Annotated in this window: 13 protein-coding genes; 4 read left to right on the top strand and 9 right to left on the bottom strand. The window is 63.1% G+C overall.

Translation table 11 applies throughout. The features are described 5' to 3' along the window. Positions 1-6: 6 nt before the first annotated feature. Positions 7-1638 carry an alginate lyase family protein gene (locus AAC997_RS07925; protein ID WP_340645154.1) on the top strand — a complete coding sequence of 544 codons (1632 nt, stop codon included), beginning with the start codon at positions 7-9 and terminating at the stop codon, positions 1636-1638. A gap of 42 nt (positions 1639-1680) precedes the next feature. On the opposite strand, the gene AAC997_RS07920 is transcribed toward AAC997_RS07925, so the two are convergent. The 8 genes from AAC997_RS07920 to AAC997_RS07885 form a co-directional block, all read right to left on the bottom strand. Continuing rightward, positions 1681-2916 carry a glycosyltransferase family 4 protein gene (locus AAC997_RS07920; protein WP_340645153.1) on the bottom strand — a complete coding sequence of 412 codons (1236 nt, stop codon included), beginning with the start codon at positions 2914-2916 and terminating at the stop codon, positions 1681-1683. Between the two features lie 3 nt (positions 2917-2919). Continuing rightward, on the bottom strand, positions 2920-4233 hold the full coding sequence (locus AAC997_RS07915) for a sugar transferase (RefSeq protein ID WP_340645152.1): 1314 nt from the start codon (positions 4231-4233) through the stop codon (positions 2920-2922). Between the two features lie 106 nt (positions 4234-4339). After that, positions 4340-6598, bottom strand: a complete 2259-nt coding sequence (locus AAC997_RS07910; RefSeq protein WP_340645151.1) for a polysaccharide biosynthesis tyrosine autokinase — start codon at positions 6596-6598, stop codon at positions 4340-4342. Positions 6599-6720: 122 nt separating this feature from the next. Continuing rightward, the gene (locus tag AAC997_RS07905) at positions 6721-8031 is read right to left on the bottom strand and encodes an outer membrane beta-barrel protein (protein ID WP_340645150.1); all 1311 of its coding nucleotides are present in this window, start codon (positions 8029-8031) and stop codon (positions 6721-6723) included. Positions 8032-8134: 103 nt separating this feature from the next. Further along, a complete protein-coding gene (locus AAC997_RS07900; RefSeq protein WP_340645149.1) occupies positions 8135-8641 on the bottom strand; it encodes a hypothetical protein in 507 nt (168 codons plus the stop codon). A gap of 97 nt (positions 8642-8738) precedes the next feature. After that, entirely contained in the window at positions 8739-9365 is a 627-nt protein-coding gene (locus AAC997_RS07895) for a hypothetical protein (RefSeq protein WP_340645148.1), read from the bottom strand. Further along, on the bottom strand, positions 9362-10732 hold the full coding sequence (locus tag AAC997_RS07890) for an O-antigen ligase family protein (protein WP_340645147.1): 1371 nt from the start codon (positions 10730-10732) through the stop codon (positions 9362-9364). The genes AAC997_RS07895 and AAC997_RS07890 overlap by 4 nt, the downstream gene beginning before the upstream one ends. A gap of 38 nt (positions 10733-10770) precedes the next feature. Further along, positions 10771-11637: a transglutaminase-like cysteine peptidase gene (locus AAC997_RS07885; RefSeq protein ID WP_340645146.1), complete on the bottom strand. Its 867-nt coding sequence runs from the start codon at positions 11635-11637 to the stop codon at positions 10771-10773. Positions 11638-12024: 387 nt separating this feature from the next. Here AAC997_RS07885 and AAC997_RS07880 point away from each other — a divergent pair, with 387 nt between their 5' ends. From AAC997_RS07880 to AAC997_RS07870, 3 genes are all read left to right on the top strand, one after another. Then, positions 12025-12594, top strand: a complete 570-nt coding sequence (locus AAC997_RS07880) for a polysaccharide biosynthesis/export family protein (RefSeq protein ID WP_340645144.1) — start codon at positions 12025-12027, stop codon at positions 12592-12594. 80 nt (positions 12595-12674) lie between these two features. Further along, entirely contained in the window at positions 12675-13661 is a 987-nt protein-coding gene (galE, locus tag AAC997_RS07875) for a UDP-glucose 4-epimerase GalE (RefSeq protein WP_340645143.1), read from the top strand. Positions 13662-13795: 134 nt separating this feature from the next. Next, a complete protein-coding gene (locus AAC997_RS07870) occupies positions 13796-14914 on the top strand; it encodes an AGE family epimerase/isomerase (protein ID WP_340645142.1) in 1119 nt (372 codons plus the stop codon). A 256-nt stretch (positions 14915-15170) separates the two neighbouring features. Here the strand turns inward: AAC997_RS07870 and AAC997_RS07865 are convergent, their stop codons facing one another. Further along, entirely contained in the window at positions 15171-16367 is a 1197-nt protein-coding gene (locus tag AAC997_RS07865) for a Fic family protein (protein ID WP_340645141.1), read from the bottom strand. Positions 16368-16585: the final 218 nt, after the last annotated feature.

Genomic DNA, 16585 nt, shown 5'->3' with positions numbered 1-16585 from the left:
GCCGCCGTGTTCGCCCGAGCCACACGACTGTTCCATACGGTTCGCTACCTGCGTCCCGTCCAGGTGTACGGCCGCGCGGCGGTGTTGTTTCGGCGGCTGAAGCCTGATCTCCGGCCTGCGCCGGCGGTGCGCGAGATCGCAGGCCCCTGGCAGCTGCCGGCATGGCGCGAGCCCACAATGCTCGGGCCGTCGGAATTCAGATTCCTGAACGAGCAGCACGAGCTGGGCTCGGCGGCCGATTGGAACAACCCGACCTGGCCGCGCCTATGGCTCTATAACCTGCACTATTTCGACGATCTCGACGCGCGGGACGCTGAAGATCGCGGGGCTTGGCATCGGACTCTGATTTCCCGATGGATTGTCGAGAATCCGCCGCCCGTCGGGCCGGGATGGGAGCCCTACTGTCTGTCGCTGCGGATCATGAACTGGTGCCGCTGGGCCTGGTCCGGCGGTGACCTAGGCGCCACCGCGACGCACAGTCTTGCGGTCCAGTTGCGCGCGTTGGCGGACCAGCTGGAGGTGCATCTCCTGGGCAATCATCTCTGGGCGAACGCGAAGGCGCTGGTGATGGGCGGGCTGTTCTTCGAGGGGCCTGAGGCAGACTCCTGGCTGGCGACGGGACTGGGCTATCTCCGACGGGAATTGGGTGAGCAGGTGCTGGCTGACGGCGGCCATTTCGAGCGTTCGCCGATGTACCACAACATAGTTACTGGGGACGTCCTGGATCTCCTAGAGGCCGATCGGATCGTGCCTGGCAGACTGCCTGCCCCCCTGGTGAACGAGATGCGCCGCGCAGCCCAGGGCATGGTGGGCTGGGCCGAGGCAATGACCCATCCGGATGGCGAGCCGGCCTTCTTCAACGACAGCGCCATGGGTATCGCCCCGCCTGCCAGCATGCTGAGGGCCCAGTTGGAGAGGCTTGGGGGCTCAAGTGCGAGCCCACGCGGCGAACTGCTCCATTTGGCGGCGACGGGCTATGTGCGAGCTGAGCTTGGGCCTGTTTTCCTGCTCGCAGACGTCGGGGATGTGGGCCCCGACTATCTCCCCGGCCATGCGCATGCCGACACCCTCTCATTCGAACTCTCCCTCGATGGCCGCCGCCTGTTGGTGAACAGCGGGACCTCGGTCTACGAGGCGTCTGAGCTCAGGCTACGGGAACGCGGAACGGCGGCCCACAACACCGTGGCGGTGGACGACGCGGACTCATCGGAAGTCTGGAGCAGCTTTCGGGTCGCCCGCCGCGCCCGCGCCTTTGACGTTCGGACTGCTCGAGATGGCGGATGCCTCGTCATGGAGGGCGCTCACGACGGCTATCTCCGGCTTGCGGGCCAAGTCGTCCATCGGCGGCGCTGGACGCTCAGCGAGCAGGAACTCCTAGTTGAGGATGAGCTGTCGGGCCGACCGCGGGTGGCCTCTGCCTATTTCCACCTTCATCCCGATGTTGTGCTGCGCGAGACGGGGACGGGGACTTTCCGCGGGAGCTTAGGGCCGCGAAATCTTGAGGTCTTCGTCACGGGGGGGCGCGGTTCAATCGTCGAAACCCAGTGGGCCCCGGAATTCGGTTCGAGGCGGCCAAACGCCTGCCTACGGGTCGATTTGGACGGGATGCGGCTTGCTAGCCGCTGGCGTTGGTCATGACAGGGCGGCAATCGCCTAGCTCTGCCTCGCTGGGCCGCCGGCTCAGCCTGCGGGCCGTGGCGCCGCCACGCTCTCAATGATCCGCAGGTAGCGCTCTGCAAGAACGCGTCGATTATAGTTCGCCCGTACGAAGGACTTGCCGTTAGCCCCAAGCCTGCTTCGCAGGCCTATATCGGCCGATAGCCGCCGTACGGTGGTCGCCAGGGCTTCGGGGTCCTCCGGCTCAACGAAGATCCCGCAATCTCCAGCCTCCAGGATGGCGCGCGCCTGGCCGTCGACCGCGAGGATAATCGGTCGGGACATCGCCATCGCCTCGAACATCTTGGAGGGAATGACCCGGTGAAAAAGCGGTGAGCGGCGCAGAAGCACCAGGCTGACGTCCGTATTCGACCAGATCGTCGGCATCTCGGAGCGCGGTTGGTGATCAAGCATCACCACATTTGTGAGCCCGAGTTCATCCCGGAGGGCCACCAGCTTGGACCGCTGTGCGCCTGAGCCAGCCATGAGATAGGCGATCTCGGGGTCATCGCGCGTCAACTCCGCCGCCCGCAAGAGGGTCTCCAAGTTATGGGCCATTCCGTGGGTGCCGACGTAGCCGAAGACAATCTTGCCCTCCAGACCATGTCTCGCGCGGAAATCGTTCTCCTGTGTCTGGCCGTCAAACAGGTTAAGGTTCACGCCATTTTCAACGATAGCGACGGGGCGGCGAAGCTTCCCGCGCTTGGAGATGTGTTCGACAAACGCGGGAGAGACCGCCACCACCTGATCCGCCACGCCGTAGGCCCAGGCCTCGATTGTTTCGAGCACGCGAAAGGCCAAGCCCTTCTTTAAGGCCGCGACCGCCGAAGCACTTTCCGGCCAGATGTCACGGATTTCCAGAATGAACGGCGACCGCTTGGCTTTCGCCACGATAGCTCCCGAAAGTCCCGCGAAGAACTGAGGCGACGTGGAGATCACGACGTCGGCCTTCGGCAGCCGCGGTAGGTTCAAGACGACGGCCGCAAGAAAGGACAGGTAGTTCAGGCTCCGCCGGATCGTCCCCTGGTTCGCGGCGAGGAAGGTGCCCAGCCGGATCACCTCTACGCCGTCAAGCGTCTCGGTGTAGAGGAGGGGATTACCATAGCCGGGATAGGGCCGGCCCCCGGGGTGGCTAGGCGTGCAGGTCACGACGGTGACATCGTGGCCAAGCGCCGCCCATTCCCCCGCCAATTCGGAAACCCGGTTGGCCGGAGCATTGGATTCTGGGGGATAGTAGTGGGAGAGAAACAGAATTCGCATGAGCTAGCGAACGCCGCCGCCGCTTGTGATCGTCCAGAAGGTCTTAACGACGATCTGCAGGTCCAGAAGAAGAGAGAGCTTTTTGACGTAGAATAGATCGTAGGTGAGCTTGCGGCGTGCTTCGTCGCTCGACGCCGATGGCGGGCTGCTTACCTGGGCCCAACCTGTAATCCCCGGCCGAACGAGGTATCGATATGAATAGTTGGGCAACTTCCCGAGATATTCCCGATGCAGCGGTGTGGCCTCGGGACGGGGACCGATCAGGCTCATGTCTCCCTTCAGCACATTCCAGAACTGGGGAAGTTCGTCGATCCGGAACCGGCGCAGAATTCTACCGACCGGGGTAACTCGACTATCACCGACCACCGCGGCTCTCAGCGCCTCGCCCTCACGCTCAGGTCGCATGGTGCGCAGCTTCCACATGCGGAAGGGTGCGCCACCGAGGCCGATACGTTCTTGCAGGAAGAAGATGGGGCGACCGGTGGTGAGTAGGACAGCCGCCGAACTCAGCAGGGTCAAGGGCAGGGCCACCGGCAAGATGAACACCACCAGCCCGAGATCGAGCAAGCGCTTGATGAGTTGGTATGAGGCGATGCCATTGGGAGGTAAATGATCGACCTCGAAGTGCTCGAGGGAAACCGCGCCGTTCAACTCCTCGATATACTCCCCCACATGGCGGACCTTGCAGCCGGCCAGCATGGCTCGCGAAAGGGCGCGCGCCCAGTCTGCGCTGACCACCTCGCTGAGGGACACGAGGACGATGTCGAACCCGCGGAGATCAGCGCCGGGGTCATTCACGACACGACCAAAAGGGATTGAGATCTTTGTGGCGCCGATCAACGGACCGATGACCGCAACCCGGGTCCGCGTCAGTCGATGTCGCAGCCAGACCACCAGACCCGACACGAGAAGTGCGCCGACGACAGCAGCGATGAACATCGAGCGGGAAAAGAACAGGCGACCCACGAGAATCGCCGCCGCGTATAGACCAAACACCACCACTGTCGCCGCGACGGCCCTGCCCAACTTGAAGTCGAGGCTCCCGCGGACGCGACTTGCGTAGACGGCAGTCAAAAGGCTGCAAGCCACATTGATCGCGAGATGGGTGAGGTTGGTGGGGGATGACACCCAGAAGTCGAAGCCGCGGATCACGCTCACGCTCGCAAGCGTCCAGCCAGCAATAGCGAGGAATGCCGCAAGAAGAACGGTCAGGGAGCGACTATCGAGGCGAGCAGAAAGCTTCGTCGAGTGTCCCTTCGTCGCCGCCTCGTTAATTGGGTTCATAAGCATGCAGCAATGACGCATTCTCAGAAGCATGCCAGCTTCCGCGATAGCGACCTCTCCAATTCATGACTTCGCAGGACTGACCGGTATGCTGCGGGCATTTGAGATCTCGAGCAATGATCTACACCGCCTAACTGTCCTAGCTCACATAGTATTTCTTATATTCAGCATAGTAGTAACCTGGGTCACCATAACCATACTTGGTCTGCTGCTTCATATCCATCTGCGTTAGCGCCACGCCGCCCACATGGGCACCGGTGCCGGACAGCAGGCGGAAGGCCGCCTCGATTGCGTGCTGCGGCGTCTTGCGCCAACGTGCCAGGAAGACCACCACGTCGGCCTTAGGGGCCAGGACGCGGGTATCGGCCACTGGCAGGACCGGGGCGGTGTCCAGGATAACTAGGTCGTAGCGCTGGCGGAGATCGGCCAGCAGTTTGTCCATGGCGACCGAGCCGAAAACGTCCTTCGGTGTGAAGTTGCTCTTCGAGAGCGGCAGGATGTAGGCGCCGCTGGGGGCGTCCAGGGTAATGGTCTGTTCGAGGGTCGCTTCCCCATTGAGGACTTCGAGCAAACCGATTTCAGGTTCGGCCTCCAACATGCGGTTGACGGTGCGGCGGCGAAGGTCGCAGTCCACCACGAGCACTTTGGCGCCCTGCAGGGCGGCCGAGCGGGCCAAGCAGATCGAGGTCGTGGTCTTGCCTTCGCCAGGCAAGGCTGAGGTAATCGCGACAACCTTCACCGGCTCGCCGAGGCGAGAATAGAGCACCGAAGTCCGTAGGTTCCGGAAGGCCTCGGAGAAGCTGGAAAGTGGTTTGGCCATCACATAGTCGATGGGCGCCTCGGTGCGTCCCTCTGCGACCGAGGCCAGCAGCGGTATGGCCCCGAGATAGGAGGTGTCTAGGCGACGCTCGACGTCCTCGGCTGTGGCCAAGCCTGCATCGAGCATTTCGGCGAGCAGAACCGCACCTATGCCGGCGCCGACGGCGAGAACCAGTCCAAGCGCAAGGTTGAGCGCCACCTTAGGTGAACTTTGGCTGGTGGGAATCTTGGCCTTGGAGACGACGCGGGCGTCGGACTGCTCCAGGCCGCCCTGGGTGCTCGTCTCCTTGTAACGGTTAAGGTAGCTCTCATAGAGGGTGCGTGAGGCGTCGGCGTTGCGCTGCAACTCGTTCAATCGCACCATGGCCCGGCTGTTGGCCGCGAGCGTGCCGCGGGCGCCGCCAAGGCTGCCTGAAACGGCCGCGGCGCGCTGGGAAGAAACCTGCGCCTTGGCTTGGAGGTTGGAAATGATCCGCTGGATCTCATCCTGAATCTGGGTGTCGATGTCGGAAAGCTGGCGCTTGGCCTTCAGCATCTCAGGGTGACGTTCACCGTAGCGGCCCTGGAGATCGGCCACCTGCGCGCTCACGGCGGCGCGCTGCTCGCGGAGCTTCTGCACCACGGGCGAGCTCAACGCTTCGCCGACGTCATCGCCCGACGATCCTCTGGAGAGCTGCGAGCGAGCGGTCGACAGGCGAGCCTGGTCCTCGGCCACTTGGGCGCGAGCTTGAGACAGGGTGAGATTGTAGTTGGAGATTTCTTGCTCGGTAAGGTTGGTGCCCGAGGCGCTCAGCAGGTTGTTGGCGATCTTGTACTGCTGAACAGCGGCCTCATCCGTCTGGACCTGACCGCGGAGTTCACCCAGCCGACTGTTGAGCCAGGTCGTCGCCTGTTGGGTGGCGTCGAACTTCGCTTCCATCTGCTCGAGCAGATAGAGTTCGGCGAACTTGTTGGCGATGATCGCGGCCTTGGTGGGGCTGTCGGACTCGTAGTTGACGTTGATGACATAGGTCAGGCCGGCACGCTTGACCGACAATCCGTCGAGTACCGCGTCGACGACCTCCTCATGAAGCTTCTGTGCTTCCACGCTGTTGGCCTGCGGAAGGTTCGGCGCCTTGGCGCCGACGAGGCTGGCAATACCGCCGAGGAGCATCTTGACGCCGCTGGGCTTGCGAACCGCGGCGTTGAACTCCGGATCTTCTTCCAGCTTGAGGCCCTTGACCACGCGCTCGGCCAGTTGCCGGGACTTGAGGATTTCGACCTCGGTATCGACGGCGCTGGAATCGGCCGGCAAGCCGGAGAGGACTTCCTCGACATTGCTGACCCGCTCCTTGCGGGTGTCCAACATCACATTGGCGGTCGCGGTATATTTCGGCGTGGCCTGCAGGGTCACCAGGATGACCGCCAGCAACACGGCCAACGCCACTGCGGCGAACAGCCGGAATCGCCGCCGGAAGGCCACAAAGATGCGGCGGATATCAAGCCCCTCGGCGACGGCTGGCAGCCAGGTCGCGGGCGCTCCCCCGCGCTCCTGAAGATCGGCGTCAGCCACGGTAGAGGAGGGGCTATGCAGGTTCATGCAACTCACGCCTTAACAGTTTGGGCCAGGCGTCTTGCGAACGTCTGGCCCATATTGGGACCGCTTTTTCACGGCCATTCAAAGATCGCGCCAACCCCGCCCCCAGGGTCGCCTAAAGCTGCTTAGAATTGCAGAGTCACGTTCGCACCGACCTTATTGACCTTGAAATCGCCGCCGGCAGCCAAGCCATCTGACTTTTGATCGAAATAGCTGTAGCCGACCGTCAGCCCGACGTGTCGATTCATCAGGTAGGTGGCGCTCACTCCGGCGTTCAGGCGCTTGTCGTTGCGATCGACGCCCTCATACTCGTCCTTGCCATAGGAGAGCTGACCCGACACCAGCACATTGCGCATGAGTTCGTGGTCAATCTGTCCGCCAAAGTTGCTCGAGAGATAGCCAGAGGATCCAAGAATCCCGCTGTCTTCAACCGACCGGGACCCATTCACGCTGACTGTGGTCATGTCGGTCGGGAACCACTCCACCTGGGCTCGTGCGCCCATGCCCGTGATGTCCTTGAAGGCAGGATCGTCATAGGACTGCCGAAGATAGCCCACGCCGACTTCGCCGCGCATCACCGCGCCGAGTTCGAAGTTGGCGCCCGCGAGCGCCTGGACGCCATCGGAGTCCCGGATCAGCACAACCGCTGGCTTCGCCAGGCGGTAGTCGCGCTTGTTGCCTGCGACTTCGAGGAAGATCGCCGTCGCCGGGCTTACGGCATAGTCGGCCCGCGCCGTCAGGCTCGTATTGGTGCGGTCGCGGTCGTCCTGTTCAACATTGAAGCCCGTAGTGGTCCGGCCGTCCTGATAGTCGAACTTGCTGTAGTCAACGCGCGCTGAAACCTTGAGCCGGTTGAACTCCCGGCCTGCAACGACGAAACCGGTCGTCTTGTCGAACTCGATGGGGTTGGCCGCCAAGACGGGCGAGCTTGACGAGGTCCGAGCCTCTGAGAGGCTGGCATACTCAGCGCCGGCGCTGATGCTGGCGCGTCGGGTGATGTCGAGGCGACCGTTCGCGCCGACGGTGTAGTCACTGGTGTTTTCGCTATCGAAGTCGTTGTAGCGGTTGATCACGCTGCGGGCGTATCCCTGCAACGAGTGCCGCGACCAGTCGCTGACCACAACGACTTCGGGCTGAACCCGCCACACGACGTCGTCAACTTCGTTCGTCGATGCGCCGTAGATGTTGTCGTTGTACTCTGGACCGACCGCGACCTTCGGGTACGCCGTGAAGGCTCCCATGGGAACACCGAGCGCTTCGTAGCCAGGATGCGAACGCGCCCGGACGCTGATGTTCCGGTCGCGGGCGAAATTGCTCGCCTCGGCAGCTTGGCCACGTGCGATGAAGCCCCGAGTTTGGGCCAGAGCGTTGGTCGAAGCCCCGGCCGCCAGGACCACGGCCACGGTTGCGAATAGGACGCGCTTATTGGCGGTCACGGTTAGGCCTCACAAATTCGATTGAAGAGGAGCTCCCACGCAGGAACGTACTCAAATGGGTACTAAAGCCGGCACCAACAGGTGCCGGCCGCCGAGATAAAGCTTACGGGACGTGCTGCGCGGTGCCGCCACCGCCACCGGTGCCCGTGCCCGCCGTACCGCCGAAATCGCTGCCCCCGTCCTGGCCGCCGCCGCCCGTGGCTCCCGTGCCGCCGGTGCCCGAATTCGCCTGGATCGTGCTCCGCACAGCGCTCAGAGCAATGTCGGTGGCCGCGGATGCGATGCTGGAAGGCAGGGACGCCATGAAGGCCGCGTCAGCCTTGACTGCGTTGATCGCCGCGACAGCCAACGCCGGATCGACGTTTCGGGTCACATCGGCCACTGCAGCCGCCACGGCTTCGGCGATCTCGTCTTCGGTCGCATTCGGATCGCTCGCCAAGGTATCGAGGATCGTCTGGCGGATCGTGCTTTCGATTGTCAATTTCAGAGCGTTGATCTGCTCGGCCGTCTGCGCGAACGCGACGCTGGCTCCAAACGCAACTGTGCCGATGACGGCAGTGGACGCCATGGCCCGCGCGAGCGCGCCGATGCTCAAGGTCTTGAGGCTCATGTTTATTCCCTCAGCTCGTTCTTAAACGCCGGGCAACCGGCTCTTTCCGCTAATGCCCATATTCCCCTGTCAACGACAAGTCTATTCCTTCAATCTTTTAGTAACCAACGCGAGAAACGGCTTTTTCGGGCGACCTGTGTTCAATGCGCGACGCTTCGATGACATAACGCTGACGCCAGAGCGTGACCATAACGGCGCTCTGCGGATTCTTCACCGCAGCCAACGCCGTCTTAAGTTTGGCCCGGCCACGCCCGTGGGTAGAAAGCGTTTTGGCTTCCTCCCGTGCGGCTTTCTTCAAGTTATTCGGTATCTTGGACCAATTCTCAAGTACGAGACGAATGCGCCAAGGCGCCAGCGTGGGGTCCACCGCGATCAAGTCGTAAGACCGAACGAGCGCCGCTACGCCAGCCGGCGAAAGGCCGCCATGGCGCAGTTGGTCAATATAGGCGATCCGAAGCCAAGAACTCGTGTCGTAGGGGAATTCTCTCAGGGCGAGGTTGCCAAGCCGCTCGGCCGTATCCAGATCGACGGCGGAAGGTTTCCTCGGCGAAACAAGGTCATCGGCCTTGCGGTCGTAGCCCGCGGCGATCGCCGCAATGCGCCAGGTGGCGATCCGGACCTCACCGCCGGAGGTGAGCGCGATCAAGTGGAGTAGGGCCAGGACGAAGGCGACGCCAGCAAGGCTGCCGGCGATCGCGACGGGGATGGATCGTTTCAGGCTCATCGGCTGGAGCCCTGCGAAAGCGCCAACTGCAGGCCCAAGAAATAGGACCACATGGCGGCCATGGAGAAGGCGTCTAAGGCGAAGTCCGTGGCTCCGTGCGCCAGGAACACCACATCGACTGAGATCAGGCCAAACAGGATCAGGGTCATTCGCGATCGAGCGAGCGCGCGCCAGGTCGTGGTCACGAGAATGGATCCGATGCAGCCGAACATCGCGATGGCGCCGACGAGGCCAGCCTGTTCGAGCCACTGTAGATACACATTCAGGATGGCCTTGATGTTCCACAGGGTCGAGTAGTTGGCGGAGTTGATAAGAGTCTGGTTTACCGTCTCGGAACTTCCCAGACCGTAGCCAAGGAGCGGTGAGCGAAGGAAGGCCTGCCAGTGTTCGGCCCAGACCGCTGTACGAAGGACAGTGTCCCGGTCCGTCCGCGAGAAGCGATCGATCACCAGATCACCCGCGATGAAGATGACAACGGCGCCGACAACTAGGGTCGCAAGGCCGATGAGCAGCACGCGGGAGATCTTCACTTTCGCGGAGAATAGGTGGAGGCCGCCAAAGGCAATGAGCGCGGCTATCAGGGCGCCTGCCGCGCCCCGGGAGGCGGTCATTAAGAGGCAGATGGCGAAAGTTAGCGCAAACGCGCCAACGGGGGCGGCGCGGACCACCCGGTCCTGACGGCTACCGGTCCTTAGCTGCCGGAAGAGAACCGCCAAGCTCAGCACCAGCAAGCACGCCATGAAAGTGCCGGCCGTATTCGCATTCAGGAAGTGGCCTTCGAGGCGCCGATCACTTGATTGATAGAGGCTTCCGGTAACGCTTCCGAAGAATGCCCATAGCGCAAGGATCAAGCCCAGCCCGAGTGTTACATTGACTGCGGCGCGGGCTCGTCGATCCGAGGCGCCCGTGAGCGCCCCGACCAGGAAGATGCAGGCCAATCCCATGAGCTTGATGAGCTCCGCCACCGTCGACGACCGATCGATCGTCGTCGAGCCAGGGCCGTATCCGACATAAGCCCATACGGGATGGGGGCCGCCCGGGGCCCAGGGCGTCAATTGGACAACGCCAACCAGGATGACCAGTCCAAAGAGCATGGCCGGCGCCGTGAGCCCCCGCATTCGGACGAGGTCCCTGCGAGAGGCGCCGCGCGTCAGGAGGACACCCAGTACGACGGCCTCGGCCATGACCAGGGAGAACGCCGTCTCAGAATAGAGCGCGGCATAGAAGTAATGTGCGGCGAAGATCGGCAGCAGGCCGGCGAGCGCGACCCAGGTTCCCTCCGGCGGCGGCCACAGTTGCGCGCGTTCGGGCGCCTCGCGGACCTCTTTGTTGGCGCGTCTCCGCGTCTCCGGCGCCTGTGTGCTCACGGAAGTCCTTTCGCCCTGTGGAATGGGCGCAGAGATACCTAGTCGGCGCGGGCGATCAAGAGCGCGCGCACCTGTTCCCGCACAGGGTCCCTTGAATCCACCCGCACCCAGCGGAAGGCGTCGCCCGCGACCTGGCGCTTGACGAAGGTGTAGGGGGCCTCGTTCCAAGGCACGACCCAGGGGGAGAGGTTGTCCAGGACGTATTCGCCTCTTTCACCTGCCACCAGGAGCACCGCGTGTGAGGCGTTCCAGGCCGTCGTCACGACCGCGATGGAGAGCGCGCTGGGCGGGAAGCCTTCGGCGATCAGGGCGCGGCGCTTTTCGAGAGCGAAGTCCTCGCAGTCTCCAAACTTCGTGCCGTCCTCCAGTGGGGTGCTCCAACGCTCCTCGACGCCGTAGTTGTCGATGTCGGTTCGACGGATGATTTCGCGGTTCACCTTGGTGTTCACGCGATTCACCGTCGCCCAGGCGTTTGAATCCATCATGAGGGTCGCGCCGCCGCTTGACGGCGCCGTTTCAGCGGCAGGCGCAGGAGTGGGGTCGGGCGCAGGCGCTTCGAACTTGAAATGGACGAAAGAGATCTTGGCTTGCCCCACCGGTGTCGCGGCGAACTCATCGGCCACAGTTTCACCAAGGAGGCTGAGCCAGTTCACGCGTTCGGACGGGTCGGTCCGAAACTGAAAATTGCTGCGCATGGTCATCCGCGCAATGGCCGGGGTCACTCGGGTGGCCTCGACTTTTGGCTGGGAGATGGAGGCGGAAGCGGTCGGGAGCTCCCGATGCCGGCCGGCCGTTGTGCCCATCTGGGACAGGACCATTTCACGGCTCACCTGGCAGTCTCGCGGTTGACGGCTGCAAAACTCGAGAAAGGCCTGCGGCGCCGCTGCAGGCGCGCCCAGATTCATGGGACCACTCACGGCCGGGGCGCCAGCATGAGCATAGTCTGCCCCGCCCAACATGGAGATCAGTATAGTCGCCGCAGCGAAGTTCTTCGTATTCAAGATCATTTCCCCACTCCGTTCTGGAGTTCCCGTGATCTTGTTTTAGATGAGGCCTCTTAATTGCCGCTGTATTGGCATAGTGTAATTGGTCTGAATTGAGATGGTTTCGCAAACATTTACGTTAATGTTGAGTTCATGTTGGCTTAGGCTGTTATATATACATATTGAACTCGGTTAACCCGAGTTTCCGGCCGTTAAGCAAGATTCGGAACGATTCTTGAAGTCGGTGTTCCGAGTTTCGCCGCGCTGCGGTAGAAGCAAGCCAGAGGGACGTGCGTGGAGCCTAGATTAATGCAGAGGTTGTTTTCGTTGGTGATGGCGGCCCTGGGCGCCGCCTTGCTGCTAGCGCCGACTCTTGCGGCGGCGGCCGAGACCGACGCCGTCGCTGTGGTGCGGGCTATTCCCGAATACCGCATGGGGTCTGGTGACAAGATTCGCGTGATCACCTTCGGCGAGGAGGCGCTGACAGGTGAATTTTCCATCGGTGGATCGGGCATGGTTTCCCTGCCCTTGATCGGCGAAATCAAGGCTGCCGGCCTGTCGGTGCCAGAGTTCCAGGGCATGGTGGAGGCTAAGCTGAAGGAAGGCTACCTCAAGGAGCCCCGCGTCAGCGTCGAGGTCCTCAACTATCGCCCCTTCTATATTCTCGGCGAGGTCGAGAAGCCTGGCACCTATCCCTACACCAACGCCCTGACCGTGGTGAACGCCGTCGCCACGGCGGAAGGCTTCACATACCGGGCCAATACCAAGCGCGTCTTCATCAAGCGTGCGGACGGTCAGCGCGAGGAGGAGTTCCCCCTTAGCACCTCGACCCTTGTGGCCCCCGGCGACACCATCCGCATCGGTGAGCGCTTCTTCTAAGTCTGCAGATGCACAATAGGCTGGGCCCGATGATCTCGGGCCCAGCTGCTTCAGCTTGTCAGTGCGCCATCGAGGTGTAGATGCAGACAATCCTGGTCAGCGGCGGCGCCGGCTATATCGGCTCGCACACCTGCCTGCGTCTGGCGGAAGCCGGGTTCCGACCCGTGGTGTTCGACAACCTGTCGAACGGCCATGCCGAGTTCGCGCAGTGGGGGCCGCTGGAAGTCGGCGACATTCGTGACGCCGCGCGCCTCGATGAGGTGTTCGCCGCCTACAAACCTGCTGCCGTTGTCCATTTTGCCGCCCTCATCGAGGTGGGGGAGAGCGTCCTGCACCCCGCCCGCTTCTACGAGAACAATGTCGCCGGCGCGCTCACCCTGATCGACGCCGCCCGGCGCGCAGAGCTGAACGCCCTGGTCTTCTCGTCGACCTGCGCCACCTATGGCGATCCGATCCAGGTGCCGATGGATGAAAGCCACCCGCAGGCGCCGCTCAATCCCTACGGCCATTCCAAGTTGATGGTGGAGCAGATCCCGCGCGACCTGGATCGCTACGCCGGCTTCCGCTCGGTGATCCTGCGCTATTTCAACGCCGCTGGTTGCGATCCCGAAGGACGCATCGGCGAGCGGCACGAGCCGGAGACCCACGCCATTCCGCTGGCGATCCGGGCGGCCATGGGCTCCAATCACGGCTTCAAGATCTTCGGCGACGACTATCCCACCGCCGACGGCACCGCGGTGCGCGACTATATCCACGTGCTCGACCTCGCCGACGCCCATGTCCTGGCTCTGCGCCACCTTCTAGCCGGCGGGGTGAGTGACATTTTCAATCTCGGCACTGGCACGGGCACCAGCGTCCGTGAACTGGTGGCCGCCATCAAGCAGGCTTCCGGCGGCACCTTCGACGCTCAGTCGGCCCCCCGCCGTCCCGGCGACGCCCCGGCCCTGGTGGCCGACAATCGCAAGGCCCGCGCGGTCCTGGGCTGGGCCCCGCGCTACGGCCTTGCAGATATCATTGAGACCGCCTGGCGCTGGCATCAGGCGGAAGCGGCGCGAGCGAAGGCCTAACCACGGCGCCCTACCTTCTCGTACGCGCCAATTGCGCCGCCTTACCCAATTGAGGCAGACAGTGGCGCGCCACCCCAGTGGCGCCGCGCGTGAGACCTCGCGACCGGCCTCCATCCAAGGGATTGAAGCGCTTCATGTCGCCTACAAACGATTTCGCGTCTCTGCGCGAGGCGGCTGACTGGTACGACGACTGGCTGCGTGTGCATGCCCTGCCGCTCTGGTGGGAGGCGGGGACCGACCACGTTCGTGGGGGCTTTCTCGAAGCCCTGAGCCTGCAGGGCGAGCCGCGGCCAGCTCCGCGCCGTGGGCGGGTCCAGGGGCGTCAGATATTCACCTATGCGCAGGCAGGCATGATGGGCTGGGATGGCCCATGGCGGCAGGCGGCCTGGCACGGCGTCGACTACATGTTGGCCCACTTCCAACGCGAGGATGGACTGATCCGCACACTCGTCGGCTTGAACGGCGAGCCGATCGATGACACCGCCATGCTCTATGATCAGGCCTTCGCGATCCTGGGCTTGGCGACCCTGCACCAGGTCGATCCTGGCCGCAGCGATCTGGTCGCCGAGGGCGACAAGATTCGGCATGGCCTGCAATCCATGCGGCACGTCCATGGCGGCTTCCGGGAGAACATCGTCCAGCCCTTCCAGGCCAATGCCCATATGCATCTGCTCGAGGCGGCGATGGCTTGGGGGGAGGGCGGCGAGGCCTCCTGGGACGCCCTGGCCGATGAGATCGTCGAGGCGGCGCTTACCACCTTCATCGATCCTGAGGGCGGGTTCCTGAGGGAATTTTTCGACGAAGAATGGCGGCCAGCCGCTGGCGACGAGGGGCGTCTGGTGGAACCGGGTCATCAATTTGAATGGGCTTGGCTACTTGAGCGTTGGGGCCGCCAGCGTGGTCGGGCCGACGCGCGAACGATGGCCCGGCGACTTTTCGCTATTGGACGCAAAGGCGTCGACCCGGTCCGTGGGGTCGCGGTCAACGAACTTTGGGACGACCTCACCCTGCGCGACGGCACGGCGCGGCTATGGCCGCAAACGGAACATCTGAAGGCCGCGCTGATCCTGGACGATCTCGACGCTGCCCTGGAGGCGGCCAATGGATTGAGGCGATATCTTGAGACGCCCCGCCTCGGGGTGTGGCGTGACAGGATGAATGTGGATGGCCACTTCCAGGAGGGGCCGGCGCCGGCGACGTCACTCTATCACCTAATCCTAGCCTGTAAGAGCTTGGCCGATAGCCAAGCCTAACCACTTCAACCCAGGGCGTGCCTTAGGGGAGGAGATGCTTTGGTTTCCTGCGCTTGGCGACGGTTGTGTGTGGGCTTGTGCTGCGGGCGGTGGCGCACATTGTGTTATCGCCGAACTGACCCGCTACGTCGCCGCAGACGTCCGATAACGCCTGAAGTGGTGGTGGCCTGCCTCGGGCGGCGGCGAAGTTCGGGTGGCCTCTTCATCCACGCAAGCCACTCCACGGCCCGCTCTCGTCGCTGGGGCGTCCGGCGCATCAAGTCGCCGGGAAAAGCTGCGGAAACAGCAGGTCGAGGGACTTGGTGGGGAAGCGGAGTGAGACGGGGCCTTTGGGCGTTTCGGAATCCAGAAGTCCCTCGTCGATCAGTTGCCCGAGAACGACGCGCGCCGTCCGCTCCGGCAGCCGCGTGATGCGGTCTGCGTCACCTCTGGCGAACTCGCCTCGGATCGCAGCCTCTTCCAGCAACCGGAACGCCTCGGGCTTCAGGCGGCCACTGCGTTCGACGTAGAGCCGCAACCGCCCCGTCAGGTTGGGCAGGTCGAACAGGCTGGACATGAAGGTCACCTGATCGAGGCAGACCTTCAGGAACCACAGGACGAACTCTTCCAAGGCGGCGAGCGAGAGGTTCCCGCGTCCATCCCGATCCCCCTGACGGGGCGTGTCGGCGCGGGCCATCATCTGTTTGTATTCCTGACGGCTCTCAAGGCCGCGCGCCAAACCCCGTGAGACCGACCACAGGCCATGGGCGCCGATGCCTGCCGTCTGGATCATGGCGTGGCTCATCAGGCGGCTGACACGGCCGTTCCCATCGGGAAATGGGTGAATGTAGTTGAAGCGATGGTGGGCCGCCGGGATCGCAAGGATTTTCCCGGCCGTCCCCAACTGATTCCGGGCATACCGTTGGGCGAAGCGATCCATGAAGGCGGCGACGCGCTCGCTCGAAGGCGGCAGATGGCGGCCGACCTCCACGTCGTGCTCGGGCTTATCGCGCAAGCGGCCCGGCTCCATGCCGAAGCTGTGGTGAACCCCGTTGATCAGCAGCATCGCTTCGGGTGCGTCTTGATAGAACTCCGCGTGAAGTCCCTTTAGGAACTCTACCGACACGGGGTCGGGCAAGTCGCGCTGGGCACACAGAAGGTCGATGTGAGCTTGAACGCGAACATGGGCGGCGGCTTCGATCTGAAGGTTTCGCCGCCCCTCGTCATCATCGAGATCGCCCGACAGCGCGCGCTCGATGTCACGCGGCCGGGTGATGTGCCCCTCGATGAGGTTGCTGTAGTACGAGTTCATGACGCGCACGAGCGAGGCAAGTTGCTGTGCGGTGCGGGGATGCAGCGCAGCCCCCAACATCGATGCCCGCGCCGTCAGGTCGGCGAGCGCATCGGCAATCGGGGCTGTAGCTCCATCAAGGAGCGTCGGTTCAATCCGGCCAACGGTCTCGGGAGAGGTCATTCTTGCCGATCTTCTGTGGGCTCGAGAGAAGCGCGAAGTCATTTTAACACATAGGATTAGACCCCGCCTTGCCGATCTTCTTGCCGATGTTCCTGCCGATCTTCTCGCCGATCTCCATGCCGATCGGCCCAAACGAATGAAAGCCGGTTCATCACTGAACCCACCTTAGCCAACTGTCCGAATTTCCGGCGTCGCCTCCGATGTCCGATAACGCCTGA

The organism is Phenylobacterium sp. (genome assembly GCF_037968635.1).
Lineage (GTDB): Bacteria > Pseudomonadota > Alphaproteobacteria > Caulobacterales > Caulobacteraceae > Phenylobacterium.
Note: the sequence above shows the minus strand (reverse complement) of the source record. Positions and strands in the feature narration are given on the sequence as shown.